26 protein-coding genes and 1 riboswitch are annotated in these 24,835 nt (G+C 41.2%); of the genes, 14 read left to right on the top strand and 12 right to left on the bottom strand.

Annotated elements, in window-relative coordinates; all coding sequences use genetic code 11:
* Position 1: 1 nt before the first annotated feature.
* From CE058_RS13415 to CE058_RS13395, 5 genes are all read right to left on the bottom strand, one after another.
* Positions 2–202 (bottom strand): alpha/beta-type small acid-soluble spore protein, encoded by a 201-nt coding sequence (locus tag CE058_RS13415; protein ID WP_009331452.1) that lies wholly within the window; start codon positions 200–202, stop codon positions 2–4.
* A gap of 249 nt (positions 203–451) precedes the next feature.
* Positions 452–1,231, bottom strand: coding sequence for an energy-coupling factor transporter transmembrane component T family protein (locus tag CE058_RS13410; RefSeq protein WP_163143297.1), 780 nt, complete (start codon positions 1,229–1,231; stop codon positions 452–454).
* A complete protein-coding gene (locus tag CE058_RS13405) occupies positions 1,218–2,918 on the bottom strand; it encodes an ABC transporter ATP-binding protein (protein WP_163143294.1) in 1,701 nt (566 codons plus the stop codon). Before CE058_RS13405 ends, CE058_RS13410 begins: the two co-directional genes overlap by 14 nt.
* Entirely contained in the window at positions 2,902–3,498 is a 597-nt protein-coding gene (locus tag CE058_RS13400) for an ECF transporter S component (RefSeq protein WP_048010731.1), read from the bottom strand. Before CE058_RS13400 ends, CE058_RS13405 begins: the two co-directional genes overlap by 17 nt.
* A gap of 1 nt (position 3,499) precedes the next feature.
* Positions 3,500–4,105: a YkoF family thiamine/hydroxymethylpyrimidine-binding protein gene (locus tag CE058_RS13395; protein WP_048010730.1), complete on the bottom strand. Its 606-nt coding sequence runs from the start codon at positions 4,103–4,105 to the stop codon at positions 3,500–3,502.
* Positions 4,106–4,486: 381 nt separating this feature from the next.
* Positions 4,487–4,588, bottom strand: a riboswitch (TPP riboswitch).
* 228 nt (positions 4,589–4,816) lie between these two features.
* Between CE058_RS13395 and CE058_RS13390 the strand changes: the two genes are divergently transcribed.
* From CE058_RS13390 to CE058_RS13375, 4 genes are all read left to right on the top strand, one after another.
* The gene (locus CE058_RS13390; protein WP_076262444.1) at positions 4,817–5,683 is read left to right on the top strand and encodes a Cof-type HAD-IIB family hydrolase; all 867 of its coding nucleotides are present in this window, start codon (positions 4,817–4,819) and stop codon (positions 5,681–5,683) included.
* A 256-nt stretch (positions 5,684–5,939) separates the two neighbouring features.
* On the top strand, positions 5,940–7,454 hold the full coding sequence (locus tag CE058_RS13385; protein ID WP_163143291.1) for a coproporphyrinogen III oxidase: 1,515 nt from the start codon (positions 5,940–5,942) through the stop codon (positions 7,452–7,454).
* Between the two features lie 142 nt (positions 7,455–7,596).
* Positions 7,597–9,222 carry a long-chain fatty acid--CoA ligase gene (locus tag CE058_RS13380; RefSeq protein WP_163143288.1) on the top strand — a complete coding sequence of 542 codons (1,626 nt, stop codon included), beginning with the start codon at positions 7,597–7,599 and terminating at the stop codon, positions 9,220–9,222.
* A gap of 207 nt (positions 9,223–9,429) precedes the next feature.
* Complete coding sequence (locus CE058_RS13375; protein WP_048010725.1) at positions 9,430–10,221, top strand: enoyl-CoA hydratase; 792 nt, start codon at positions 9,430–9,432, stop codon at positions 10,219–10,221.
* A gap of 280 nt (positions 10,222–10,501) precedes the next feature.
* Here the strand turns inward: CE058_RS13375 and CE058_RS13370 are convergent, their stop codons facing one another.
* Positions 10,502–10,687: a YhzD family protein gene (locus CE058_RS13370; RefSeq protein WP_048010724.1), complete on the bottom strand. Its 186-nt coding sequence runs from the start codon at positions 10,685–10,687 to the stop codon at positions 10,502–10,504.
* 157 nt (positions 10,688–10,844) lie between these two features.
* Here CE058_RS13370 and CE058_RS13365 point away from each other — a divergent pair, with 157 nt between their 5' ends.
* Together CE058_RS13365 and CE058_RS13360 are read left to right on the top strand one after the other, a co-directional pair.
* A complete protein-coding gene (locus CE058_RS13365; RefSeq protein WP_163143286.1) occupies positions 10,845–11,744 on the top strand; it encodes an ABC transporter ATP-binding protein in 900 nt (299 codons plus the stop codon).
* Positions 11,737–12,987 (top strand): ABC transporter permease, encoded by a 1,251-nt coding sequence (locus CE058_RS13360; protein WP_048010722.1) that lies wholly within the window; start codon positions 11,737–11,739, stop codon positions 12,985–12,987. The genes CE058_RS13365 and CE058_RS13360 overlap by 8 nt, the downstream gene beginning before the upstream one ends.
* A gap of 51 nt (positions 12,988–13,038) precedes the next feature.
* Here CE058_RS13360 and CE058_RS13355 read toward each other — a convergent pair whose 3' ends face one another.
* On the bottom strand, positions 13,039–13,671 hold the full coding sequence (locus CE058_RS13355) for a LysE family transporter (RefSeq protein WP_163143283.1): 633 nt from the start codon (positions 13,669–13,671) through the stop codon (positions 13,039–13,041).
* Positions 13,672–13,876: 205 nt separating this feature from the next.
* On the opposite strand from CE058_RS13355, the gene CE058_RS13350 reads away from it, so the two are divergent.
* The 6 genes from CE058_RS13350 to CE058_RS13325 all read left to right on the top strand — a co-directional run bounded on the left by CE058_RS13350 (position 13,877) and on the right by CE058_RS13325 (position 20,770).
* Positions 13,877–15,097, top strand: coding sequence for a metallophosphoesterase family protein (locus CE058_RS13350; RefSeq protein WP_163143280.1), 1,221 nt, complete (start codon positions 13,877–13,879; stop codon positions 15,095–15,097).
* Positions 15,098–15,120: 23 nt separating this feature from the next.
* Positions 15,121–18,114 (top strand): ATP-binding protein, encoded by a 2,994-nt coding sequence (locus CE058_RS13345; RefSeq protein ID WP_163143277.1) that lies wholly within the window; start codon positions 15,121–15,123, stop codon positions 18,112–18,114.
* A 155-nt stretch (positions 18,115–18,269) separates the two neighbouring features.
* Positions 18,270–18,629, top strand: a complete 360-nt coding sequence (locus CE058_RS13340; protein ID WP_048010719.1) for a CidA/LrgA family protein — start codon at positions 18,270–18,272, stop codon at positions 18,627–18,629.
* Complete coding sequence (locus CE058_RS13335; RefSeq protein WP_048010718.1) at positions 18,626–19,315, top strand: LrgB family protein; 690 nt, start codon at positions 18,626–18,628, stop codon at positions 19,313–19,315. Before CE058_RS13340 ends, CE058_RS13335 begins: the two co-directional genes overlap by 4 nt.
* 201 nt (positions 19,316–19,516) lie before the next feature.
* Entirely contained in the window at positions 19,517–20,461 is a 945-nt protein-coding gene (yhaM, locus tag CE058_RS13330; protein ID WP_163143274.1) for a 3'-5' exoribonuclease YhaM, read from the top strand.
* 123 nt (positions 20,462–20,584) lie between these two features.
* Positions 20,585–20,770: a sporulation YhaL family protein gene (locus CE058_RS13325; protein ID WP_035326924.1), complete on the top strand. Its 186-nt coding sequence runs from the start codon at positions 20,585–20,587 to the stop codon at positions 20,768–20,770.
* A 48-nt stretch (positions 20,771–20,818) separates the two neighbouring features.
* Here the strand turns inward: CE058_RS13325 and CE058_RS13320 are convergent, their stop codons facing one another.
* The gene (locus CE058_RS13320; protein ID WP_163143271.1) at positions 20,819–21,709 is read right to left on the bottom strand and encodes a peptidylprolyl isomerase; all 891 of its coding nucleotides are present in this window, start codon (positions 21,707–21,709) and stop codon (positions 20,819–20,821) included.
* 373 nt (positions 21,710–22,082) lie between these two features.
* Between CE058_RS13320 and CE058_RS13315 the strand changes: the two genes are divergently transcribed.
* Positions 22,083–22,166 carry a YjcZ family sporulation protein gene (locus CE058_RS13315; RefSeq protein WP_019381424.1) on the top strand — a complete coding sequence of 28 codons (84 nt, stop codon included), beginning with the start codon at positions 22,083–22,085 and terminating at the stop codon, positions 22,164–22,166.
* Between the two features lie 60 nt (positions 22,167–22,226).
* Entirely contained in the window at positions 22,227–22,319 is a 93-nt protein-coding gene (locus CE058_RS13310; RefSeq protein ID WP_082139012.1) for a YjcZ family sporulation protein, read from the top strand.
* A gap of 86 nt (positions 22,320–22,405) precedes the next feature.
* Here CE058_RS13310 and CE058_RS13305 read toward each other — a convergent pair whose 3' ends face one another.
* The 4 genes from CE058_RS13305 to CE058_RS13290 form a co-directional block, all read right to left on the bottom strand.
* The gene (locus tag CE058_RS13305; RefSeq protein WP_009331432.1) at positions 22,406–22,585 is read right to left on the bottom strand and encodes a hypothetical protein; all 180 of its coding nucleotides are present in this window, start codon (positions 22,583–22,585) and stop codon (positions 22,406–22,408) included.
* 150 nt (positions 22,586–22,735) lie between these two features.
* Complete coding sequence (locus tag CE058_RS13300; protein ID WP_163143268.1) at positions 22,736–23,284, bottom strand: DUF3267 domain-containing protein; 549 nt, start codon at positions 23,282–23,284, stop codon at positions 22,736–22,738.
* Positions 23,285–23,512: 228 nt separating this feature from the next.
* Positions 23,513–24,085 (bottom strand): HTH-type transcriptional regulator Hpr, encoded by a 573-nt coding sequence (locus CE058_RS13295; protein WP_048010713.1) that lies wholly within the window; start codon positions 24,083–24,085, stop codon positions 23,513–23,515.
* Positions 24,086–24,373: 288 nt separating this feature from the next.
* Positions 24,374–24,724 (bottom strand): YtxH domain-containing protein, encoded by a 351-nt coding sequence (locus CE058_RS13290; RefSeq protein WP_048010712.1) that lies wholly within the window; start codon positions 24,722–24,724, stop codon positions 24,374–24,376.
* Positions 24,725–24,835: the final 111 nt, after the last annotated feature.

The following is a 24,835-nucleotide window of genomic DNA, read 5'->3' as shown; positions in this document are numbered from 1 at the left end:
ACTAGCGTGCTCCGCCAAGCTGCTGCTCAGCCATTTGCACAAGGCGCTTCGTAATTTCCCCGCCTACTGATCCATTTGCTCTTGAAGATGTTTCCGGGCCAAGGTTCACACCGAATTCTGTTGCAATTTCATACTTCATTTGATCAATTGCCTGACTGACTCCTGATACTAAAAGCTGATTAGAATTGCTGTTTCTTGCCATGTAAATCATCTCCTTGGTGTAGTTTTCTTGATTGTTACAATTATAGCTTTAGGAGAGTAATTAAGATTTATTCATAGTTACTTGTGGTATTTTATGGTATTTTTCGTGTGTGAAAAAGGCGGGTATGGCTCTTAGCCGCTTTCCGCACATGAATTGGAGCTGTACTTACAGAAAAAATTTTATGCGTACATAAAATTGCTCCATCCGACATAAAAAGGTGCTATCCGTACAGAAACCAAGAATAGCCTGTTAAAGTACGCCATTATAAAGCTTTAAAAACCCGAAAAGCCATGAAATATAGGCACTAGCCAGTACTGCCCCTATAAAGAAGGTAAAATAAGCCCAATCTTTCCAGGAAACCGAGATTTTATGATAAAAATCCCGATTTTTATCTCCGGTAAACCCTTTTGATTCCATTGCCATGGCCGTTCTCTCAGCTTTACGGATCGCTCCGGCAAGGAGAGGAACTGTATATCTCTTAAGCTCAGTCATTTTTTCCGGAAATGTCCCGGCTTTGGGTACTCCCCTAATCCGGTGGGCGCTTCGTATAATCTCAAATTCTTCTTTCATTAATGGCAGAAACCGGTAGCCTGCCATAATTCCATATGCAAGCTTTGGAGGGAGCCGGCATTGCTGCATTAAACTGAGCAGAAATTCTGTCGGCTTTGTAGTTAAAATGAACAGAAGGGACAGAGAGGTAAAGCTTAATACCCTCATTCCAAGGGAGAGGGCGCGCAAAAAGCCCTCCTCAGTCAATGTGAAGATCCCCCATGTCCATAATATGGTTTCTCCTTCAATCGTTTTAGAAAAAATTAAAGCTGACCAAATAGATATTGCAGCCATGAAGATAAATGGCGAGAAAAGCAGAATCCATCTTTTGAATGAAACTCTTCCAAAAATAAAGGTGGCTGCTGCAGTCATCACTAAGGTCAGAAAAGGTGTAACGGGATCAAAGAAAACCGATAGAATTAACACACAGACTATCACAGTGAATGCTTTAATGCTTGGGTTAAATTCATGTAAGAACAAGCTTTTTCCTCCCTGCCATGGACCCTATATCGTTCCTGAGTTTTTCTATGTAAGGAACCTTTAGCGAAGCAATCTTCATAATCTCATCTTTCTTCCATAATGCATCAGGCAAACCCTCGTAAATCTTCTCTCCTTCTGAAAGAACAATCACTTTGTTCGCATAGGAATGGAGGATTTCCATGTCATGGGTGATCATCACCACGGAACCTCCGCATTGAATTTTTGTTTCCAATAGCTTCATAAGCTCCCCGGACGTCCTGGCATCCTGTCCAAAGGTTGGCTCATCAAGGAGGAGCAGTTCCTGGTCATTCACAAGCATTGATGCGACACTAAGCCGCCGCTTTTGCCCCTGGCTTAAGGAAAAAGGATGCATGTCAGCGTACTGGAGCAAGTCCACTTGAAGAAGAGCAGCCTGAACTGTTTTTTGAATATCGGCATCAGGAATCTGCTGTATCTTTAGACTAAAAGCAATTTCATCAAAGACAGAATCAGCAATAAATTGGTGTTCGGGATTTTGAAAAACGTAACCTGATTTCTGTCTTAACTCCTGCTCCTTCCATTGGGAAAGAGGGCGGTCATAAAAAAGAATGTTGCCTTTGGAAGGGGTATATAGACCAGCCAGCAGTCTGGAAAGCGTTGTTTTTCCTGATCCGTTTGAACCGGCAATTGCCACAAATTCGCCTTTTTTTACTGAAAAACTAATATTTCTTAGCAAGTCCTTACCAGCTTTATTAAAAGATAGGTTCTCTGCTGATAGGATGATCTGCTCTTCAACAGCTTGGTGTTTGTTCTTCCGATTGTCTAAATTCTGAAGTGCGCTAAAGGGATTTGCAAATCCGGCGATTAATTCCCGATCAGTTAATGGGAGTTTTTCCCCTTTGTAAATACCAGCTTTTTTTCCTGATAGTCCGGCTTTAACCGTGCTTGGCAGCCAGATGCCCTCATGCAGAAGTTCTTCTGCATATTGATTAAAGCATTCTGCGGTGCTTCCATTAAATAAAATTTCGCCATCCCGGTTTAGCACCACACAGCGGTCGGTCAAATCAATCCAATCATCCAGCCTGTGCTCAATTATTAGAAGGGAAAATGCCTGGTTCTCTTTAAGCTCTTTGATGATGCGGGTAAGTTCATAGCTTGAAGCAGGGTCCAGATTTGCTGTCGGTTCGTCCAAAATCAGGATATCCGGTTTTAATGATAAAACACATGCCAGTGCAAGCTTTTGCTTTTGGCCCCCGGAAAGGGTGTGGATTAAGGAATGTTTATATGGCAAAAGATGAACAAGCTCCAATGCTTCATCAATCTTACTCTCTATTTCTTCAGGAGGTGTTTTCAAATTCTCAAGCCCAAATGCCAGCTCATCCTCGACTGTGGTCATGCAAAATTGGCTTTCAGGGTCCTGAAAAACAATGCCAATGTGCTGATTAATTTCACCAGGACCGAATTCCTCCAGCGTCTTTCCCTTGAATGAAATGGTCCCGTCCAATTTGCCATCAACGGCCTCCGGATACAATTTATTTAAGCAGAAAGCAAGTGTGCTTTTTCCCGAGCCGCTTGGGCCCAGCAATAGAACTGCTTCGCCTGGATAAAGGCTGAATTGCATATCTTTTAAAATAGGTTTTTTCACATCTTCATACCTGAAGGAAAGCTGTTCAGTTATTAATATATGCCGGTTATCCTGTAATTCCATTTTCCGGTTTTCCCCTTTTCAGCTCTTTTCCAATTGGAAAGCTGTTCAATGCCCCGGTTTTCGCAAGGCTCTCGCTCAGCCATTTCCCTAGCAATCCGGCTAGCAAAGCACCGCTGATCAGCCTCACAAAAAACATTGCCGTTACATAACCGGGTGAGAGGGCCGCATAGCCGGAAATGAAATAGCCCCAAATAAAACTAGTAACAGAAGAGCCCATGCCTGCAGCAATTAACACCCATGTCCGGTAATTCTTCCATTTCGTGGCAGCAAAAACAGCTTCCGCTCCAATCCCCTGAATCATGCCTGACAGAATCAGGCGGGGACCAACTGCGTTGCCGATCATGACTTCAATGGCTGCAGCGATGGTTTCCGATAAAAAGGCTGCTCCGGGCTTTCTGATTATGTACGCTGCGATGATTGAAACAATAAACCAAATACCAAAAATCAAATCATAGCCAATTAAGCCGAACATTCCATACAGCACGTTGCCAAAGTGCATGAACACCAGGTAAACAACTGCAAACACAACTGCGAGTACAGACAGGACAATGACCTCACGAAGCTTCCACTTGTCGAGCATATTACTCAGCCCCCTTTTTGGAAGGACTATTGGCTGACATATTCACCGTCATAACAATATGCGTAGAATCGCTTTTCTTGCAGTTTTCAAAAGCATCCTCAAGTGTTTTAAACACAGCGTGTGCATCTCCATCCAGTCTTGAAGCATAATGCACTCCTTTAGTAAAAGTTTCCCGATTCTTTGCGAGCTCGACCTGGTCCATAATGACGTTCATGTAATCAGGAATACCCATCGGATAAAGGGCGAACTGGACAGCGACTTCCTGGCTGATTCCTGCTGCTGATTCTTCATTCGCCCGTTCCTCATTTTCAGCAAGATAAGCATCGCCCGCAGTATCACCGGGACATCCATTTGAAAAAGTCCCGTTAAACACTACATGGTCTCCATGCTTAACTGTTTCAAGATAAATAGCTTTAACCACATCGAAAACATGAATGGACCTGCCTCGCACACAGGTGCTCACATCATCTGTTTCCATCCATACCTTGCTCGTGTCCACTTCTTTTAGAGCTGACAAAATAACCTCCGCAAACCTGTCAGTCATTGGGTAAATTGAAAACCTGCACCCTGTAATTTCACTAGTTCCACATAAAAAATTTTCCTGCATTTTGCCATCCTCCTATTTTAGTTTTAATGAAAGGCTATTTTCGCAAAGTTTGTTGCTTTTTGTATCTTATTTACTGAGTTGATTGGAGCGGAAGGTGCGAGATCCTCGAAAATGCTCTCGCATTTTCTTCGTGCGGTGCTTTTTCAGGGAAGCTTATTCAACGTCCTGCGGGAGTAGCTGGACAGGTGAGACCCCGCAGACGCGAAGCGTCGAGGAGGCTCACCGCTCGCCCCGCGGAAAGCGAGCAGCCTGGAGCGGAAATCAACGGACAGCATTAATAGGCCAAAAACAACAATTTATACGAAAAGAGCCTAATGAAAATAAAAAACTGCATTCCCATAAGGAAATGCAGTTGAATGATATCAATACACTAGAAATGATAGCCGTTCACCTGCACTTCCCCACGCTGGTATTATCCAGATCGGGTGATAAGAGTCAGAACGGATTGTTCTTCTCAGCCAAAAAGCTCCCCTAGTGCAAAATAAGATATGCAGTTTTTATTGACTCCATCTTAATACGGAGCACTCAAATTGTAAATGACTAATTTATAATTCTTCAAATCAATTGATCTATGAAAACAGATAAACGCCTTCACTAACACAGATAAGCTATAAAAAATTTCTGCATTGTCCATGTCATGTTCTATTCCAGTCCTTCTCTTCATAAAAGTGTAATAGGACAATTTTACACCGAGAATAGGGGGCAAATTGGATGATATACAGAATGCTTGCTTTAAACATAGACGGAACATTACTCCAATCAAATGGAAGACTTCATAAATCAACAAAAGAAGCGATTGAATATGTGCAGCAAAAAGGGATCTATGTAACACTTGTTACGTCCAGAAGCTTTCCATCCGCGAAAAAAGTGGCTAAAGCATTGAAAATCAATTCTTTGCTGGTCACACACAGGGGTGCATATATTGCAGCTTCCCAGGAAAAGCCGATTTTTGTAAAAAGGATTCAGGAAGATGAAACGTTTGAAATCGTGCGCCTGCTTGAAGGCTTTACCTGTCAAATCAGGCTGGTGCACGAAAAATATTCCCTTGCCAACAAAACGAAGCTCAATACCAATATGCTTGCTAAAACTGTTTTTACAACCGGCGATCCCATTTTTTATTCCCAGCAGTTTGTGGATTCATTAAGTGACACCATTTTAGATGAGCCGGTCACACCGCCAAAAATTGAAGTGTACTTTGAAGATAAAGAAGACCTTGAGGATGCTAAGACAGCCATTTGGGGCATGTTTGAAAATGTGGAAGTCATTAAACTGAATGATCTGAGGATGGACATTGTTCCTGCCGGAGTTTCAAAGCTGAATGGTTTGCTCTATTTATGCGAGCACCTTGGAATTTCCAGAAATCAAATGGTCGTAATAGGAGATTCTGGAGATGATCTGGAAATGATTGAAGCCGCCGGTCTGGGTGTGGCGATGGGCAATGCCCCGGCAGAAGTTAAAAAAGCAGCAGACTGGCTGACACGATCCAATGACCAGAGCGGCGTAAGCTACATGGTTAAAGAACATTTCCGCAAACAGCATCCAATCGATTTCCTGAAGAAAATGAATCTGCTAAAATAAAATGAATGAAAGAGAGTCCGATCAGGCAGATTGGCTCTCTTTTTGATTTAGGGCATTGGATAAAGAGATAGATAGAAAAAGAGTGAATTAAATAAAGTGTACCAATAGGATTCACTTCCCTGATATTGACCTTGTTTCCCCATTTCTGTACACTAAAAGGAGTTTGTCAACATGAATAATAAAGACTCTGCAGCTGCCGTCAGTGAGATGAAACACCGGCAGATTTTATTATAATTTCTAAAAAAAGGTGATAGATTTGAACATTTCAATTTTAGGCATACAGGATGAACGGTTCCATCGGCCGCTTCGGCTGATCGGGAACCTCTTTTTTGAAGAATGTGAAGTGGTGTTGGGTGAGAATGCTGCAGCAGATCTGACCATTTCTTTTCAGCTTGAGCAGGGAGAACGCATTAAAGCCATTGCAGAGCTTACTGATAAAGACAACAGGAACCTTACAGCCAATTTTGAAAAGGAATTTGTTCCGGCTGAGTCTGACAAAGAGACTTTCAGACAAGTGAAGAATGCAGTATCACATGTATACCTGACTGTTTTGCAGGACTGGACTGGCATTACCCAGAAGTGGGGTATCCTGACCGGAGTACGTCCCACAAAATTGCTTCACCGTGCCATGCAGAATCAGACACCTCTCCAGGAAGCTCATCAGCAGCTGAAGGAAGAGTACTTGATTACAGATGAAAAAATTCAGCTTATGCAGAATATTGTAGACCGGCAGCTTGCTGTTGTGCCGGATCTTTATGACTTGAAAAATGAGGTAAGCATATATATTGGCATTCCGTTCTGCCCGACAAAGTGCGCGTATTGTACTTTTCCTGCCTATGCAATTAATGGCAGGCAGGGTTCTGTTAACTCATTTCTTGGCGGCCTTCATTTTGAAATGCGCAAAATTGGTGATTGGCTGAAAGAAAATAATGTGAAAATCACCACTGTCTATTATGGCGGAGGGACCCCGACAAGCATTACGGCAGAAGAGATGGATATGCTTTATGAGGAAATGTATGAATCTTTTCCAGATGTAGAAAACATTCGGGAGGTCACTGTGGAAGCAGGCCGTCCGGATACGATTACACCTGAAAAGCTTGAAGTGCTTAAAAAATGGAATATTGACCGTATCAGCATCAATCCTCAGTCCTATATTCAGGAGACCTTGAAAGCAATTGGCCGTCACCACACAGTAGAAGAAACCGTAGATAAATTCCATTTGGCCCGTAATATGGGCATGAACAATATCAATATGGATTTGATCATTGGATTGCCTGGAGAAGGTGTTCTGGAATTTGCGCATACTCTGGGTGAAACAGAGAAACTAATGCCGGAATCCCTGACTGTTCATACTTTATCCTTTAAACGAGCTTCGGAAATGACAAAGAACAAGCAAAAATATAAAGTTGCCGATCGTGAAGAGATTGAAAAAATGATGGACATGGCTGAGGATTGGACGAAAGTGCATAATTACCATCCTTATTATCTCTACCGCCAGAAGAATATTCTCGGCAATCTTGAAAATGTCGGTTATGCCCTTCCAAACCAGGAAAGCATTTATAACATTATGATTATGGAAGAACAGCAGACAATTATCGGGCTTGGATGCGGGGCTTCCAGTAAGTTCATTGATCCTGAGACAGGAAAAATCACTCATTTTGCAAACCCGAAGGATCCAAAATCGTATAATGACAGTTTTGAACATTATACAGAAGAGAAATTGAAAATATTAAAAGAGTTATTTAATAAACATGAATCCCTAGCCGAATAGGCGGGGATTTTTTTATGAAAATATTTTGGAAAATTTAGAAAAACATTAAAGGAATTCCTGAAAATAAAGAGAATGAATAGGTAAAAGATCATAGATTTCTATGACTCTAAATGTAAGCGTTTTCTAAAAAGGGGGAATTGTAATGATGATGCAGACACCTTTGACTATGACGCAAATGATCAGGCGGGCAGAAAAGTATTTTCCAAAGAAAACGGTCGTATCAAGAACGGCCGGCGGAATTCAGAGATTGACATATAAGGAGATAGCAGAAAGGACCAGGAAGCTGGCAGAAAGCCTGCAAAAGCTGGGAGTGGAAAGAGGGGATAAGGTCGGAACACTTGCATGGAACCATCATCGCCACCTGGAGGCTTATTTCGCCATCCCATGCAGCGGAGCCGTTCTCCACACGATTAATATCCGTCTGTCACCTCAGCATATTACATATATTATTAACCATGCCGAAGATAAAGTCCTGCTGATCGACCCTGACATTGTCCCGCTAATTGAGAAGGTTAAGGATAAATTGAAGACGGTCAAGGCGTTCATCATTATGACAGATGAAGAAGAACTGCCTGAGACTTCTCTTTCGCCGGTTTTCCACTATGAAAAGCTTATCAATGAAGCAAGCGGTGCCTATGAATTTCCTGATGATCTGGATGAAAATTCGGCAGCGGGAATGTGCTATACCTCAGCAACTACAGGCAACCCTAAAGGGGTCGTCTATTCCCATAGGGGGATTGTCCTTCACAGTATGGCACTTGGGATGGCAGACAGTGCAGCGGTAAGCGAGAAGGATATCGCTCTTCCGGTAGTGCCGATGTTCCATGTAAACGCATGGGGGCTGCCGTTTGCTGCTGTCTGGTTTGGAACCACGCTTGTATTGCCGGGGCCATATTTTACACCTAAACTTCTGGCAGAGCTTATTCAATCTGAGAAAGTTACCATAACAGCCGGAGTGCCGACAATCTGGCTCGGATTATTAAAGGAACTTGATGAAAATAAATATGATATGAGCTCACTCCGATCGGTGCTATGTGGAGGTTCGGCAGCGCCAAAAGGCATGATTAAAGCCTTCGAGCAAAAGCACAAAATTCCATTCATGCATGCCTATGGAATGACTGAAACAAGCCCGCTTGTTGTTATTTCGACTTTAAAAAGCTATCAGGAAGAGCTATCAGCAGAAGAGAGGCTGGATATAAAAGCCAAACAGGGCATTCTTGTACCTGGGCTGGAAATGAAGATTGCCGGCAAGGATGGGGAAGCAGCATGGGACGGAAAGGAAATGGGGGAACTCGCTATAAGAGGGCCATGGATCGCTTCTGAATATTATAAAGATGAAAGGACCAATGAAGCATTCCGAGATGGCTGGCTCTACACAGGAGATGTGGTTACCATTGATGAAGAAGGATTTATGAAAATCGTTGACCGGACCAAAGATTTAATTAAAAGCGGAGGAGAGTGGATTTCTTCCGTTGATATCGAAAATGCCTTAATGGCTCATGAATCGGTATTTGAAGCAGCGGTTGTTGCTGTCCCGCATGAGCAATGGCAGGAGAGGCCGGTGGCATGCGTTGTTCTGAAAGAGCCATTTAAAGGGCAGACCACAAAAGAGGAGCTTTATGATTTCCTGAAGCCGCAATTTGCAAAATGGTGGCTTCCGGATGAAATACTTTTCTTTGAGGAAATACCAAAAACCTCTGTAGGAAAATTCCTCAAAATGGCTTTAAGAGAGCAGGTCCAAAAAGAATATACAGGTCATGCAAAGTAAAAATGGGTCATTTACAGCATCTTTTTGGGGATGCTGTTTTTTTAATATCATTAAAATAGTTCATAACTTAGCCAAATGGTTTAATAGAGAGAGCGTATCGATGAAGTGGACAATAAGTGACAAAATTAAAAATTTTTAGACAAAACACTTTTTAAATATAATTATACTCTTTATAATAAAAGAAGCATTTAAAGGAGGGGAAAGATTTTGACAACAGATTTTGTAACCGAGACTGTCAGCGTGCAGTTTGATGGGCGTGTGGCGACGGTTGAAATGAACAGGCCGGAATCATTGAACGCATTGAATGTGGAAATGCTGAAAGGGCTCCTGGCTGCTATGAAAGATATTGGCCAAATGGATGAGATTGATATTGTTGTATTGAAAGGAAGGGGCCGCGCATTTTCCTCAGGCGGAGATATAAAAACAATGCTTTTGGAAACGAATGAAAGCGATTTCCCGGATGTGATGGATTGCATCAGCGAGCTGGCTGTAACTCTTTATAGCATGCCGAAGCTGACCATCAGTGCTGTAACAGGGGCAGCTGCCGGTTTGGGACTTAGCCTGGCCCTTGCCACTGATTATATATTGGCAGACAGGAACAGCAAGCTTGCCATGAATTTTATTGGAATCGGCTTAATTCCTGACGGTGGGGCTCACTTCTTCCTGCAGCAGCGCATTGGAGAAGATAAAGCGAAGCATTTAATCTGGGAAGGAAAAGTGCTGACTGCAGATGAAGCTCTGCAAATGGGGCTGATTCACGAAATAGCAGAAGCAGATTTAAGCACAGCAGTTGATGCAAAATTAAGCCAATGGTTGAACAGACCGACAGAAGCAATGATTAAGACAAAGAAAATTCTTGCTGATAAAAACCGGCCGCTCCTGCTAAAAGTGCTTGAGCTCGAAAAGCTTGGCCAGCATAAAATGCGGCAAACAGAGGATCACAAAGAAGGTATCCAGGCCTTTATTGAGAAAAGAAAGCCTGTATTTAAGGGGAAATAAAGATTGATAGAAGAAAAGCAAAGAGCTGAGCCCTTTGCTTTTCTTATCAGAATGTACATCATTGAATTCAGATAACTGTCCAGCTCCAGCGCCTAACCCCTTGAGGTCACAAGCTCGTCTTGTGCTTGAGGCCCCCATGATGGGGGTCATGCAGACGTTGCCATAGGACAAGGAAAGCTGCGGCAGCGATACATCGCACGACCGAAAGCGGCAGCTTTTGGGAGGAGGTGGCGCTTTTTGTCTGCGTTCCTTCGTGGGCAAGGTGCTTCCACTTTTCTTCCTATCTATGAAACAGTATCAGCTTGCCCGCAGGAGAGGTGCAGCGGTGAGTTTTCTCATCCAGCCCTTTTTCCTTAAGGAGATTTTCTCCCACACTTTTAGCTTCGTCATCAGAAGCTGCCTGGAATGCTTCATCCAATATCTTTTCCCCGTCCTGTTCAAATGCAGTAAGCTTGTAAGTCTTCATAATGAGACTCCTCTCTTATTATAAAATTCAGATAGTTACTATTATTCTTGCATAATTTCTTAGAATGTGCAAAATTTATTCGGAAAAATTGCTTTAAATCAGGGAACTTTTTTCCTATTCTGTACGTATTGCTAAATAGGAAAAGGAGGAATTCGAAATGGCTTTAGAGCTTGAGCATGTAACAAAGCGCTTTGGAAAGTTTACGGCAGTGGACGATTTGTCACTTTCTATTCCAGAAAGTGAGATGTTTGGATTCCTGGGGGCGAATGGAGCCGGTAAAACGACTACTTTCCGTATGATACTGGGACTATTGGATCCCAGCGGAGGAAAGATTACGTGGAATGGAAATCCCATCGATTATTCAACCAGCCCGCTGATAGGCTACCTTCCTGAAGAAAGAGGTTTATATCCAAAGCTGAAGGTCAAGGATCAGGTTATCTATTTAGCTAAGCTGAGAGGGATGGCAAAGCAGGACTGTTTAATGGAATTAACTTATTGGCTTGAGCGGTTCAAAGTTCCTGAATACGCCAATAAAAAAATTGAAGAGCTTTCAAAGGGAAACCAGCAGAAAATCCAGTTTATTACTGCTGTTATACATAAGCCAAAGCTTTTAATTCTGGATGAACCATTCAGCGGATTGGATCCGGTTAATGTAGAACTGCTGAAGGATGCTGTACTGGAGTTAAGGGATAACGGTACAACGATTGTTTTTTCCTCACATAGGATGGAGCATGTAGAAGAGCTATGTGAGCATTTATGCATCATGCAAAAAGGACGGCCGGTAGTGCACGGACCTTTAAAAGAAATTAAACGTTCCTTCGGCAGAAAGAATCTGATTATCCATGCTGATTATGATTTAAGCTTTTTAAAGGGTAGCAGGGGAGTGGTGAAAGCCAGACAGACAGCAGAGGGCATTCAGCTGCAGATTTCCGGTGAAGATGCCGCTGAAGCCATTTTCAGAAAAGTTGCAGAGAAGGGGTTTGTCCGTAAATTTGTTTTGGAAGAGCCGTCTTTGAATGATATTTTTATAGAAAAGGCTGGTGCTTCCTATGAATAACTTTATGACGATTCTACTTCATACTTATTTAAGCAAGCTGAAGACCAAGTCATTTATTGTTACAACCCTCATTACTGTGGTGATAGTTGCAGGGCTTGCCAACTTATCCGGTATTATTGATTATTTTAATAAGGATGATGAAGAACGAATTGCAGTCATCGATGAGACAGGTGTGCTGTTAGCTCCTCTTCAGGAACAAATGGATGCCCTGAATAACAATATATCTTTAATTCCCTACAAAGGGTCAGGGAAAGAAGGAGAAAATGCTGTTAAGGATGGAGAGTATAAAGGACTTTTACTTTTATCCTTTACAGAAGAAGAGCTGCCTGAAGCAGCCTATAAAGCAAGAAGTATAGCCGATTCAGCCATCCCTTCCGAATTGCAGGGCGGGCTGCAGCAGCTGAAAACGCAAATGGCCGCCACTCAAATAAACCTTAGCCCGGAGCAATTAAGCAAACTGTATGAGCCTGTGCCTTTTGATAAGACAGCTCTTGAAGAAAACGCAAAAACAGAAGAAGAACTGAATCAGGCAAGAGGACTTGTTTATGTTCTGTTATTCATCATTTATTTTGCAGTCATCTTATACGCTAATATGATTGCCATGGAGGTAGCGACAGAAAAGTCTTCCCGTGTTATGGAAATTTTGATATCCAGTGTCTCACCAATCAAGCAGATGTTCGCAAAAATATTGGGAATCGGGCTGCTTAGCCTGACACAAATGGCACTCATACTATTAGTTGGTTATTTTTCAGTCAAACAAAATCTTGATACGATGGAAGGCGGCTTTTTTGAATTCTTTGGATTTGGAAACATTCCGGCTGCGACTATCGCTTATGCACTCATCTTTTTCATTCTTGGATATTTCTTATACGCCACACTGGCGGCTTTTCTTGGTTCGCTTGTAAGCAGAATTGAAGATATCCAGCAGATGATTACTCCAATGACCATGATGGTTGTGGCAGGCTTTATGATTGCTATGTTTGGCTTAAGCCAGCCGGAAGCTTCCTTTGTAACGATCACGTCTTATATCCCATTCTTTACTCCGATGCTCATGTTCATGAGAGTAGGGATGCTGTCACTGCCGGTATGGGAGCCGATTCTAGGAATTGCGATCCTTCTCGTTTCCATTATACTGCTCGCTGTCTTTGGAGCGAGAGTATACAGGGGCGGAGTATTGATGTATGGCAAATCCAATTCGTTTAAAGATATAAAAAAAGCATTACAGCTTACTAAAAACGAATAATCTGAAGAAAGCTCCGTCTTTAAGAAACGGAGCTTTTTTCAATAATATTCTTTAAGCAAATAATGCCTTTAACCCTTCGAATGCAAAATAAGCCCCAAATCCAATCAGCGATAATCCTGAAAGAATCGATATGATGATGATCCCTTTGGAGGTCAGGAATCGGCGAAACCCTGTGGTCAATCCTGCGACAAATAGATCCCAAAGCATCAGTCCCAGAAAAATCATGGTACTGTATAAAAAGAGCTCTGTTTTGACATAAGCCGCGGCTGTTTTTGCAAGTACAGATCCGTAAATGCCGAGCCAGAACAGAATGGAAAGAGGACTGGATATAGACATAATAAATCCGGAGAAAAAACATTTAAACAAGGAATCCTGGCTGCGCACATAGCTTATGGAAATTTTATTGGCATTTACAATACTTTCGATCCCCGTGTATAAAAGAATAAATCCTCCAAAAAGCCACAGGAAGATCTGTACAACAGGGGTGTCCAAAAAATGGACGAGTCCAAGGTATACAACCAGCATATAAAACGCATCAGCAAACATAGATCCCACTCCAACAATCCACGCATGCCAAAATCCATTTTTTATCCCTTTTTCAAGCCTGACGGCATTAACCGGCCCAATTGGAGCTGCCAGAGACAGTCCGAGAAACACGTAACTTAAATATATTCCAATTCCCAATATACCACTCCGCCCTTTAAATTTTCCCAGAAGCTCAAAGCCAGTCCTCAAGGAAATAGTCTTGTACATTTTTATGCACAAGCTTCCCGGTCTAAAACCGATTAAGAAAACTCAAGAAGAATTATCTTATATAAATTAGAATAGGAACGTGCATTCGCTTTTTGGATGAGGTAAAATGAAAGAAAAGGAATGAAAGGAAGTTTACATGAAAAGGGTTACGTTTATTCATACTGCAGATTTACACCTGGATAGTCCGATGTCCGGTTTGAGGCATTTGCCCCCGGCCATTTTTAAAAAACTGCAGGAAAGTACTTTCAACGCATTTACCAAAATAATTGACTTAGCCATTTTCCATGCTGTTGACTTTGTCATCTTAGCCGGGGATTTATTTGACGGTGAAGACAGGAGCATAAAGGCACAAACCCGTTTTCGTAAGGAGATGGAGAGGCTGGATGAACGAGGGATTGCTGTTTATGCAGTCCATGGTAATCATGACCATATGGATGGCCGATGGGCCCATTTGCCAATGCCGGATAATGTCCATATTTTTTCCCATGAAGTTGAAGTGGTGAAGCATACAGCTGAAAATGGCACATCTGTTCATCTTTATGGTTTCAGCTACCCTAAGAGACATGTGCTGGAAAGGATGATTGATCAATATAACAGGGAAGATGGCGCTGATCTGCATATTGGAATACTTCATGGCTCTTTTGAAGGCAGCAGTGATCACGTTCCATATGCACCGTTCCGAATAAATGATTTGCTTGGAAAGGACTTTGATTACTGGGCTCTTGGACATATACATAAACGGGAAATCATCATTTCCCAGCCACCCGTCATTTACCCCGGTAATATACAGGGGAGAAACAGGAAAGAAACCGGTCCGAAAGGATGCTATTTAGTTGAGCTTGATAGTTCGGGTGCAAAGATGGAGTTTCTGGAAGCTGCTCCTGTAATCTGGGAAAAAGCAGAAATAGATGCTTCCGGATTGGAGAACTATCAGGATGTATATGATATTTGCTTAAATTTGATGGAAGAAAAGCGCCAAAACAGGCGGGGGACAGTCCTGAATCTGACACTTACAGAAACTGGAATGCCTGATCACGAATTAATAAGCATAACCAATGGCGAGCTCCTCGAAACGCTGCAGGAGGAAGAGGCAGATGAGGAATCATTTGTATGGATTTCCGGTATCACAGTAAATGAAAAAAGAATGTGGAATAAAGAAAATCTGGCACATGAATCAGATTTTTTCAGTGAGCTTTTTAAAACCGCGGATCAGTTTGCAGAGCGCAGTGAAAGTGCTTTGCCTTTGTATTCACATCCCCTGGCAAGAAGATTTATGAACGAACTCACTAAGGATGAAAAACAGAGAATCGCCGAGGAAGCTGAAGCACTGCTGGTGGACCTATTATACAAAGCTTGAGGACAATGAATGGAGGTGGACCCTTGATAATTACAGACATACAAATTTACGGTTATGGTAAGCTTACTGACTTTAAACTTGAAGGTATTCAATCCTTGCAGGTTATTTACGGAGAAAATGAGGCAGGCAAATCTACCATCATGTCTTTTATTCATAGCGTTCTTTTTGGCTTTCCGGCAAAGACCCAGTCAGAATTAAGGTATGAGCCTAAGGAAGGAGCAAAATATGGCGGCAGGATTACCGCTGTTTTTCCTGATAGAGGGAAGGCGGTCATAGAACGGGTTAAAGGCAAAGCGTCAGGTGATGTCAGCGTCCTTCTTGAGGATGGTACCAGGGGAGGAGAAGACCTTTTAAGCGGACTCCTTCATCATATTGACAAAAACTTGTATCAATCTATTTTCTCTTTTAATATTCATGGACTGCAAAGTGTGAACCAAATGAAGGGTGAAGATTTGGGCAGGTATTTGTTTTCAGCAGGTTCACTGGGTACGGATCATCTCGTTTCTGCTGAAAATATACTTCAAAAGGAATTGGAAAGCCGCTTTAAGCCAAACGGAAAAAAACCAGCCCTTAATGTAAAGCTGAATGAGATGAAGCAGCTGCATCGGGATTTGAAAAAAGCGGAGCAGAATAATGAGCATTACTGGATATTGCTGCAGGAAAAAGATAGCATCGCAAACGATTTACAGAGAATACAGCATGAGTTGGAGCAATATCAGCAGAAGCTATCCCGGCTAAAAGAGTGGAAGGAGTTCTATCCTTTATTAGCAGAGGAGCAGGAGCTGATTAAAGAAAGGGGAAGATTTGGAGACATGCCTTTTCCGGCAAATGGGCTTGCTCTATTGGAGAAGCTTGAAAGCCTTATAAAGCCGCTGGAAGGGCGAAGAGCCAGTCTGGAATCCAGAATAAGCATTTTGGAACAAGAGCTGGAAAGCAGTCAGCCTGATCATTTGCTCCTTAAGCATGAGCCGCAAATCAATGCAGCAGTTGAGGGGCTGCCGCTGCTGGATAGATTAATTCAAGAGGAAAAAGAATTATCAATAAAGCTGGGTAATATTTCAGAGGAAATCATAAATCTTCAGGAAAGACTCCATCTTCAAATTGACGAACAGCAGCTTGAACAGGCTGATACGAGTGTTTTTATGAAGGAAAAGATTAATGCAGTAAATTCCCGGCGAAATCATCTGCAAGCAATGAAACTGGAGCTGGACGGGCGGTTTAACGATGAAAGGTCGGCGCTGGAGAATACGGAACAAAAAATTGGCGAATTGACAGGGCTGCTTCTTACGGAGGATGAACGTGCGGCCGTTAGAGAAACACTGAGCTTCACCGCGAATAAGCATAATATCGAAAAAGAGCTGCAGGATACTCAGGAAAGGCTTCAGTTCCTTCAAAAAACAGAAAAAAAGGAGCAGGAAAAAAGACAGCAAAAAGCATACCGGGAAAAGAGGCAGCTTTTATTTTTGGGAGTTCTGTTTGCAGCTTTTGCAGGCTGGGGAATCTTTAGTCAATTATGGGTGATTGCCGGTGCAGGTTTGATAGGCGCAGCCTTTTGTATTGCCGGTGTAAACAAAAAGGAGCCTAAGGGAGAGGACAGCTTTATTAAAGATGAGATAAAAGCCCTGAGTGAAAAAGAACAATCACTGCTGGAGAAATTAAAGCATCCTGACATTCAGCATGCTGCGAGTCTGGAGGCGCAGCTGAAGAAAGACAGCGAAAGGCAAAATCAGCTTATCCAATTACAATTTCAGCTTGAACAAACAAATGAAAAATATGAAAAGGTCATTAACTCCTTTGAAAAATGGGAAAAGGAATCTGCCGAACTTGAATCTGAACTCCTGCAGCTGGGGAAGCAGCTGCTGCTTCCTTCTGAAATTGCCAAAAACTATTTAAGCGAGGCTTTTAGTCTGATTGAAAAGCTGAAAGTCCTTACCAGGGAAAAGAAATACATCCTTGAAAGAAAGGCATCAGCAGGTAAGGGAATCAATGAGAAGCTCCAAACTTTTCAAAAGCTAAAGACTCTATTAAATAGCGAGCCGGGAAATGTTCAGGAAATCGGCTATCAGCTGAAAAAAAGGCTGAAGGAAGAAATGGAAAAACAGATCAAGCAGGGTGAAAGAGAAGCCAAGCTTCAGGAGTTAAAGCTGGAACTCAGCACAGTGCTTGCCGAACTTAGCCACTTCCAAAATGAATGCAAGAATCTGTTCTCTAGCGCAGGCACTGATAATTCAGATGAATACCGGGAAAAAGCAGCTGAAGCACAGAAATTAGCAGAACTTGAAGAACAGATAAAACAGGTCCGCAAGCAAATGATTCTTAACTCTTTTTCACAGGAGGAAATCGGAAAATATTCCAATGTGACAAAACCGGAAGCGGAGATCCAGGCCGTTAGCGAAAAAGCTGCTCAGCTCAAGGAAAGTATTCCTGGTCTGCAGAGTAAACTTGCAGAAGTAAAACATGAAATTGGAATTCTTGAAGAGGGCGGAACATATGCGGAACTCCTGCATAAATTCGCTTTGCTGAAATCTGAGTTTGAAGCAGAAGCAAGGGAGTGGGCAAAATATGCTGCTGCCAAGGATATATTAGATCGAACGATAAGAAGCTTTAAAAATGAGCGCTTGCCAAAAATGCTGGATAAAGCAGAGCACTATCTTTCTTACTTAACCAATGGCCGCTATGTACGGATTTTTCCTAAAGAGGAAGGGAGCGGCTTTCTCATAGAAAGCAGGACAGGAGCAGTTTTTGAAGCAAAAGAGCTGAGCCAGGCGACTGCGGAACAGATATATGTATCCTTTAGACTTGCACTCGCCATGACGATTTATGGCAAATACCCATTCCCCATTATTATTGATGATAGCTTCGTGAATTTTGATCATGTCCGAACTGCAAGAATGATTGGCCTGTTAAAGAATCTAAAAGGAAGGCAAATTTTATTTTTCACCTGTCATAAGCATCTTCTGCCGCATTTTCAGGAAGAACAAATACAATCAGTTGCAAAGGAAAAGCTGCCTGTCTAATTATAGCAGGCAGCTTTTTTATCTGTATGGTAAGCAAATCTTACAAAAAGTCACAAGTATTATTAAAAAGTGTGTAAAGAAACCTTACAAATATCAAGTTTTTTCTTTTTTAATCCAGTAAGATGATAAAAAGCGGTTAGGAAGGAGAAAATCATTTGCCCTGGCTGATTCAAATATTGTTACTCGCTATCTTTCTGATTGCAGGGAATTTTGCGGCTGCGTTTTTTCATATTCCGCTTCCTGGAAGTGTCATGGGGATGCTTATGTTATTACTCTTATTGGTAACCAATTTAATTAAATTAGAATGGATAGAGAAAGCAGCATCTTTTCAAATTAAACACATGACCCTGCTGTTTATCCCCTTTGTCATTGGATTATTTTTATCTCCCAATTTTATTCCTCTATTAAACTTTCATTTCCTTTTGGTGCTGGTTCTAAGCAGCTTTTGCTGTTTATTGGGCACAGCGTATTCTGTTCTATTGTATGAGAACATAAGAAGGAGGCGCCAAAAATGAGTTCTGTTTTATTCAATAGTATAGGGTGCATCTTGATGACTCTTGCCAGTTATATCGCAAGCCTGCAAGTTTTCAGGAAGTTTAAGAAGAGCTGGCTAAATCCTTTATACACCGGAACTGCGCTCTTGATTATCCTTCTTCTATTGGGCAACATCCCTCTATCAGTATATCAAAAAGGAAGCAGTCTGTTTGAACTGCTCCTCCAGCTTTCGGTTGTCTCTTTTGCGGTTCCTTTATATAAGGAGTGGCCCTTAATGAAAAGACATCTTAAGAAAATATTCTCAGGAGTCTTTGCCGGGACCTCCTTAGGCATATTTTCGGTTTACATTATGTCACAGGTTTTTCACTTTAATCAGGAGATCATGGCATCTCTTATTCCGCGTTCGGTAACACTCCCGGTAGCCTTAACGGTCTCGGATGGCCTAGGAGGAACCACGGCATTTACTGTTTTCTTTGTGCTATTTTCTGGTCTTTTTTCCGTTATGATGGGACCAAACCTATTGAAGTGGCTTGGAATAAATAGTAAAGCTGCCAAAGGATTGGCAATGGGCACTTCAGCACAGATGCTGGGAGCCAGCCGTTCACTCATGTGGGGAGAGGAAGAAGGTGCCATGGGGTGTATAGCCATGACAACTTCTGCAATTATCCTTTCGTTATTTATTCCAATATTGCTGCTTTTGCTGTAACCCGCAATTATCAAAAAACCCATTCATGAAAAAGTGAATGGGTTTTTATGGCGGACAAAAGACATGATTAATTTAGGAGAGAGCAGGACCTGTGTGGTATACTAGGTTAATAGAATTACATGTTTAAAGAGGCTGCAAAAGATGTGTCTATTTCTGAATGCCCTTTTTAAACAACCTCGTGAAGGGAGCGTCGGCGCACGTATGTCAAAAGGAATTGTTTATTACGAAGTAGGAGAACAAATCGAGCTTTTTCTGCTCATCAAAAATGCAACTAAGGGTATTGCGAGTAATGGAAAGCCGTTCTTGACCCTTATCTTCCAGGACCAAAGCGGGGAAATTGAAGCAAAGCTTTGGGATGTGTCTGATGAAGATGCCAAAAACTACAGTCCCGAAACCATTGTAAAAGTGGCGGGGGATATTTTAAATTACCGTGGACGCAATCAGTTAAGAATCCGCCAAATACGGCCGGCCTCTCCAACTGATCCGGTGAAGCTGGCAGACTTTCTCGAAACAGCACCCTTAAGTACTGATGAAATGATGAGTAAAATCACTCAATATATATTTGAAATGAAAAATCCAAACATTCAACGGATCACCCGCCATTTACTGAAGAAGCATCAAAAGGACTTTCTTGAATATCCGGCCGCTACCAAGAATCATCATGAATTCGTTTCCGGTCTTGCCTATCATGTTGTTTCCATGCTGGATTTGGCTAAAGTTATTTCCGGTTTGTATCCAAGCCTGGATAAGGACTTATTGTACGCTGGAGTCATCCTGCACGATCTAGGGAAAATTACAGAGCTGTCCGGACCGATTTCAACATCCTACACAACAGAAGGAAACCTGCTAGGGCATATAACCATTATGATAAATGAAATAGGAAAAGCTGCTGAGGAACTGGGAATCAGCGGTGAAGAGATTATGGTCCTTCAGCACCTGGTCTTGTCCCATCACGGCAAAGCAGAATGGGGCAGTCCGAAGCCGCCGTTAATCAAGGAAGCAGAAATTCTTCATTATATTGATAATATTGATGCAAAAATGAATATGCTTGATAGAGCTCTTGAAAGGGTAAAACCTGGAGAGTTTTCGGAGCGGGTATTTGCTTTGGATAACCGTTCATTCTATAAGCCTAGTTTTCATAAATAATAAATGCCATCCTTCCTAATGGGAAAGGATGGCATTTTTAGTGTCTGTCTATCATATTTTTTCCGGTTCAGCATACATTTTATAGTAAATGGACAACCATATGAAAAGAAAGAGGGGAAAAAGATGATTCCAATTTGGGTATATTTTGTTGCAGCCGGAATCGTTATAAGTGCATATATGGCGGTAAGGACAGGCAGGGAAGAGAAAAAAGTGGAGCATGACAGCATAGAACGCGAGGGTGAAATTTATATGAAGCGTCTTGAACGGGAAAAAGAAGAGCGGAAATCCGCTCAGCAATCAGCAGGCTGACTTTAATAACACATAAAAAACGGGACTCCAGCATGGAGCCCCGTTTTTTTATTTCGCTTCAGTTCCAGCTTCACCTTCAGCTTCAGGTTTATCAAGAACTCCTTTTAGTTCCTTATCTTTAATATCAACATCAGCAGCCTTTAGTTCACGATCCATTGCCTGCTGTATTTTCTCGCCATCAAGCTTGGAGACTTTTACTTGATATTCCATTTCTTTCTTCATTTCATCAAAGGACTTTTTCTCTTTTTTCTCAGTTACTTGAATAATATGGAAACCATGTTCTGATTGAACAGGGGCGCTGATTTCATTAACATCAAGTGCATAAGCTGCCTCTTCAAATTCAGGAACCATTTTACCTGGGCCGAACCAGCCTAAATCTCCGCCATTTGCAGCAGATCCAGGATCTTTAGAATGTTCTTTGGCCAGATCTTCAAACTTTCCGCCTTCATCAAGCTTTTTCTTTACTTCGTTCGCCGTTTTTTCATCCTCTACCAGGATATGGCGTGCTTTAATTTCCGGCTTGTAGTTATCGTAGTATTCTTTAACTTCTTTTTCTGTTGCTTCAATATCTTTAATAGCGGCTTTTTCCTGAAGCAAGCCTGTTTTAAAGGTTTCCCTTAAATCTTCTTCATCCTTATAGCCATATTGCATAAGTGCCATCTCGAAGTTAGCGCCAAGCTGCTGTTTTAGTTCATCAATTTTCTCGTTAAGTTCCTTGTCTGTTACTTTGTATTTATCAGAAAGAACTTTTTCATAAATGAGCTCCTGGAGCGCCTGTTCGCCGTATTTTTCCTTCATTGCTTCATAAAGCTCGTCCTTCGTAATGTTTCCGCTCTTTGTTTCAACAACAACATCTCCTGAGTCGCCGCCGGTGCTGCTGCATGCACTTAATCCAATTACTCCAGCTGCAATGGAGAGCGATAGCATCCATTTCTTCATGTTGAACACTCCTAAATTAATTTTCAAATTTGGCTCTGGAGAGCTTTACTGCTGTCTTCTGCTGAATTTTTAGACTTCTTAAAAACCAGCAATTGCCTTCACAGTGCCTTCATTTATCACATTCTCTACTATACCATAAATGAAAAAAATAACAAAAGAAGAAAGTAATGCTTGGTTCATAAACCATAGTTTTTTAAAAAAATTTGGGTATTCGCCCATCCCATTCAGGACAATTGTACATATGATACATGGAACCCTCTGATGGGAGGTTTCAAGCAGCCTAAAAAAGTTTGGATAGCCGGGATAGAAGCCTATCCGACAACAGAGGCAAATGAATAGGATATGGTAGCAACCTGAAGGGGAGGTGTTATCCATGGGTGCTGGATACGGCGGAGGTTTCGCGTTAATCGTTGTATTGTTTATTTTATTAATCATTGTAGGCTGCGCGTGGCTGTAAATCTAGGTTGGCATAGGGTCTGACAGGGCCCTGTGCCGGAATTTGAGAGGAGGCAACCATATGTCTGGAGGACATGGATGCGGCGGAGGTTTTGCGTTAGTTGTCGTGCTGTTCATTTTGTTAATCATCATTGGAGCTTCTTGTTTTTGCTAAGCTTTGATGTGTGAAATTAATGTATATATAAAAAGCGGCGGAAATTTTCCGCCGCTTTTGCTCATGGTAAGAGCGCTCAGGATAGCCTAAGCATACAAGATTTCTACAAATGAAGAGATTAGCAATATGGTGATAAGAATGTTAATGGTTCTGAATACTTTGGGCTGCCGTTCCTCAGGAATCTCTTTTTGGAGACAAAGCGAATTTGTCATCTTGTTGATATAAAATAAAATAAAAACGGCAAAAATAATAAAGATGGAGATCATCCAAGATTCCCTCCTTGGGCAGTCATATGATTGCTGTAACATGTTTTGTCTGTTAATTACAATAACAAAGTTCACGAAAAAAAGATAGTATTTAAGATTGCCTGTCAGGTAAGTAAAAGGTATCCTTTGTCAGGATACCCGGGATTAGTGCTAATGGTTCGAACGAAGTAATATCTCAAATCCATCTTCATTTTCTTCTACATAAGATTGATTTGGAGCATTAAGGACGTTTTTTGCGCAGACAATGTCAGAAAAAGAGATGCCTGCATGGAAAGCAAACAGAATGACTAAATAATGTACATAATGAGGAAAAACAAAGCAAGCAGCCAGAAGCAGGCTGTTTATAATGAACATAGGTGCCAGAGTGGCAGTCAGGAAAAGCCGTTTTGAAATAGGCTCCGTTATTCGGATATATATAATTGGCATAAATCCATATTTAATAATCAGCTGTTTTTTTACGACAATTCCAAGGTGTGCAATTGGAAGGTAGTGAAGCAGCTTATGGACTGGATACATTAGCCATAGTCCCGCTGCAAAGAAAATGAAATAATTATCGTAAAAGGAACCTGGCATAAATACATATGTTGCAGGAACATAAGTAAATATGAAAGTAGCCAGCATGGTTAAGGAAGACAAAATAAAAAGTCTCTGCGATCCATATTGCTTCGTGAAGTTAATCGTCTTCCAGCAATTCATCATAAAAATACCTCCACAAGGAGTAAAATAGTAATCTTTCAAACTCACTTATGATACTTTACGATGAATAAATAAAAAAATCAATAGGGAAAACAAACAGATTTTGTCGAAAAAAACTTTAAAAAAATGAAATCAATGTGAAGCAGTGAGCAACCGTTTTCATAAATACAAAGCGAATGCATGTGATTCGCTTTGTAAGGGTTTACATATTGTTGGAAGGAACTTTTTTAATTAAGCAAGTTCCTTTTCTGCTTGTTTCTTCTTTAATTTGCCCTCATCTTCATCAAATTGATTTTCAAGGTTTGCAAAGGATTTTTCAAAGATCTCCATGAAATCGTCACCATATATATTACGGACTATCGCCATGATTTCGATGATATCAGGAAATTTTCCATAAAGCTCTCTTAGTGGCATTGCACCAGAGAACACGGCGTTTTTTTCAGGTGAATAGGTTTCCATAAGACTTAATAATACCTTTTCGCCATCCTCAGTCAATTTAATATAGGTATTTCTTTTATCGCTTTCTTTCTTAGAAAATTGAAGAAAACCCCGTTCTTCGAGCTTTTTGGAGAAGTTGAATGCAGTAGAAACATGCATTACACCAAACTTGGCAACATCGGAAATCGATGCTCCGTTTAAATGGTAGGCAATCCATAAAATATGATGTTCATTAATGTTTAAATCGTAGGGTTTTATCCATTGCTGCCAATCTTTTTCTATAGACTTCCACAGGGCTTTACTTAGCTGTGCCACTCTCTGGCTGAAAATCATTGCTTCCTTTATAGAAATTGCTTTGTCCGACATTCAAAAGTTCACCTACTTTGTAAAATTAATTATTCTGGCTATTCAGCCGGAAGTTCATTTTTCTTTTATAGTATCATTATGCCAATAAAACAAAAATTAATAAAGATATAAATTTACAAAATTTTTAGAAATATAATCAAATATTTCTACAAAAGGCTTAAGGTCAAGGGATGAGAGCCTATTTAAAGTTTTAAAAAAATTTGAAGCATTTTAATAATATATTAGTTTTCGTTCAAAAATAAAAAAAATCCTTCTTTTTAACCAAAGAAAAAAGAAGGGTTTTTTTATTTACTTTATATTTGTTTCAAGTTCGTGTATGGCTGCTTCAATTTCCTGCAATTCACGCTGCAGCCTGTGCTGATGGGGAAGGATCTCGTTTTTCCAATTGCTGATTGAATATTTGATGTCACTTGAGAATTCCTTAAAGGCTGTTTTACCTTCCTTAGAAGCAAATGAAGCTGACTCCTTTATGGCCATCAATTCTGTTTTTAATTCTAAAAGCTGCTCTTTCAGAAGGCTTGTGTTTTCTTTTAACTGCTGTCGGGTATCCCTTCCTGAAGCAGGTGCAGTTAATAGGGTGGATATGCCGGCTGCAGCACCGCCAGCTAATAGTCCAAGCAATAACGATTTGGCTTTCATAACCATCACCTCAGAATCTTATTTATATGCCTATTTTACTGCAATCTTCATTTTTCTAAAGCTGAAAATGAAAAATGTTCTATCTATATCTATATCACAAAACATATAAGA

Origin of the sequence: Bacillus sp. 22-7 (assembly GCF_010628845.1) — a bacterium.
GTDB lineage: Bacteria > Bacillota > Bacilli > Bacillales > Cytobacillaceae > Cytobacillus > Cytobacillus firmus_B.
The sequence above is the reverse complement of the archived record's forward strand: the minus strand, read 5'-3'. Positions and strand labels throughout refer to the sequence as shown.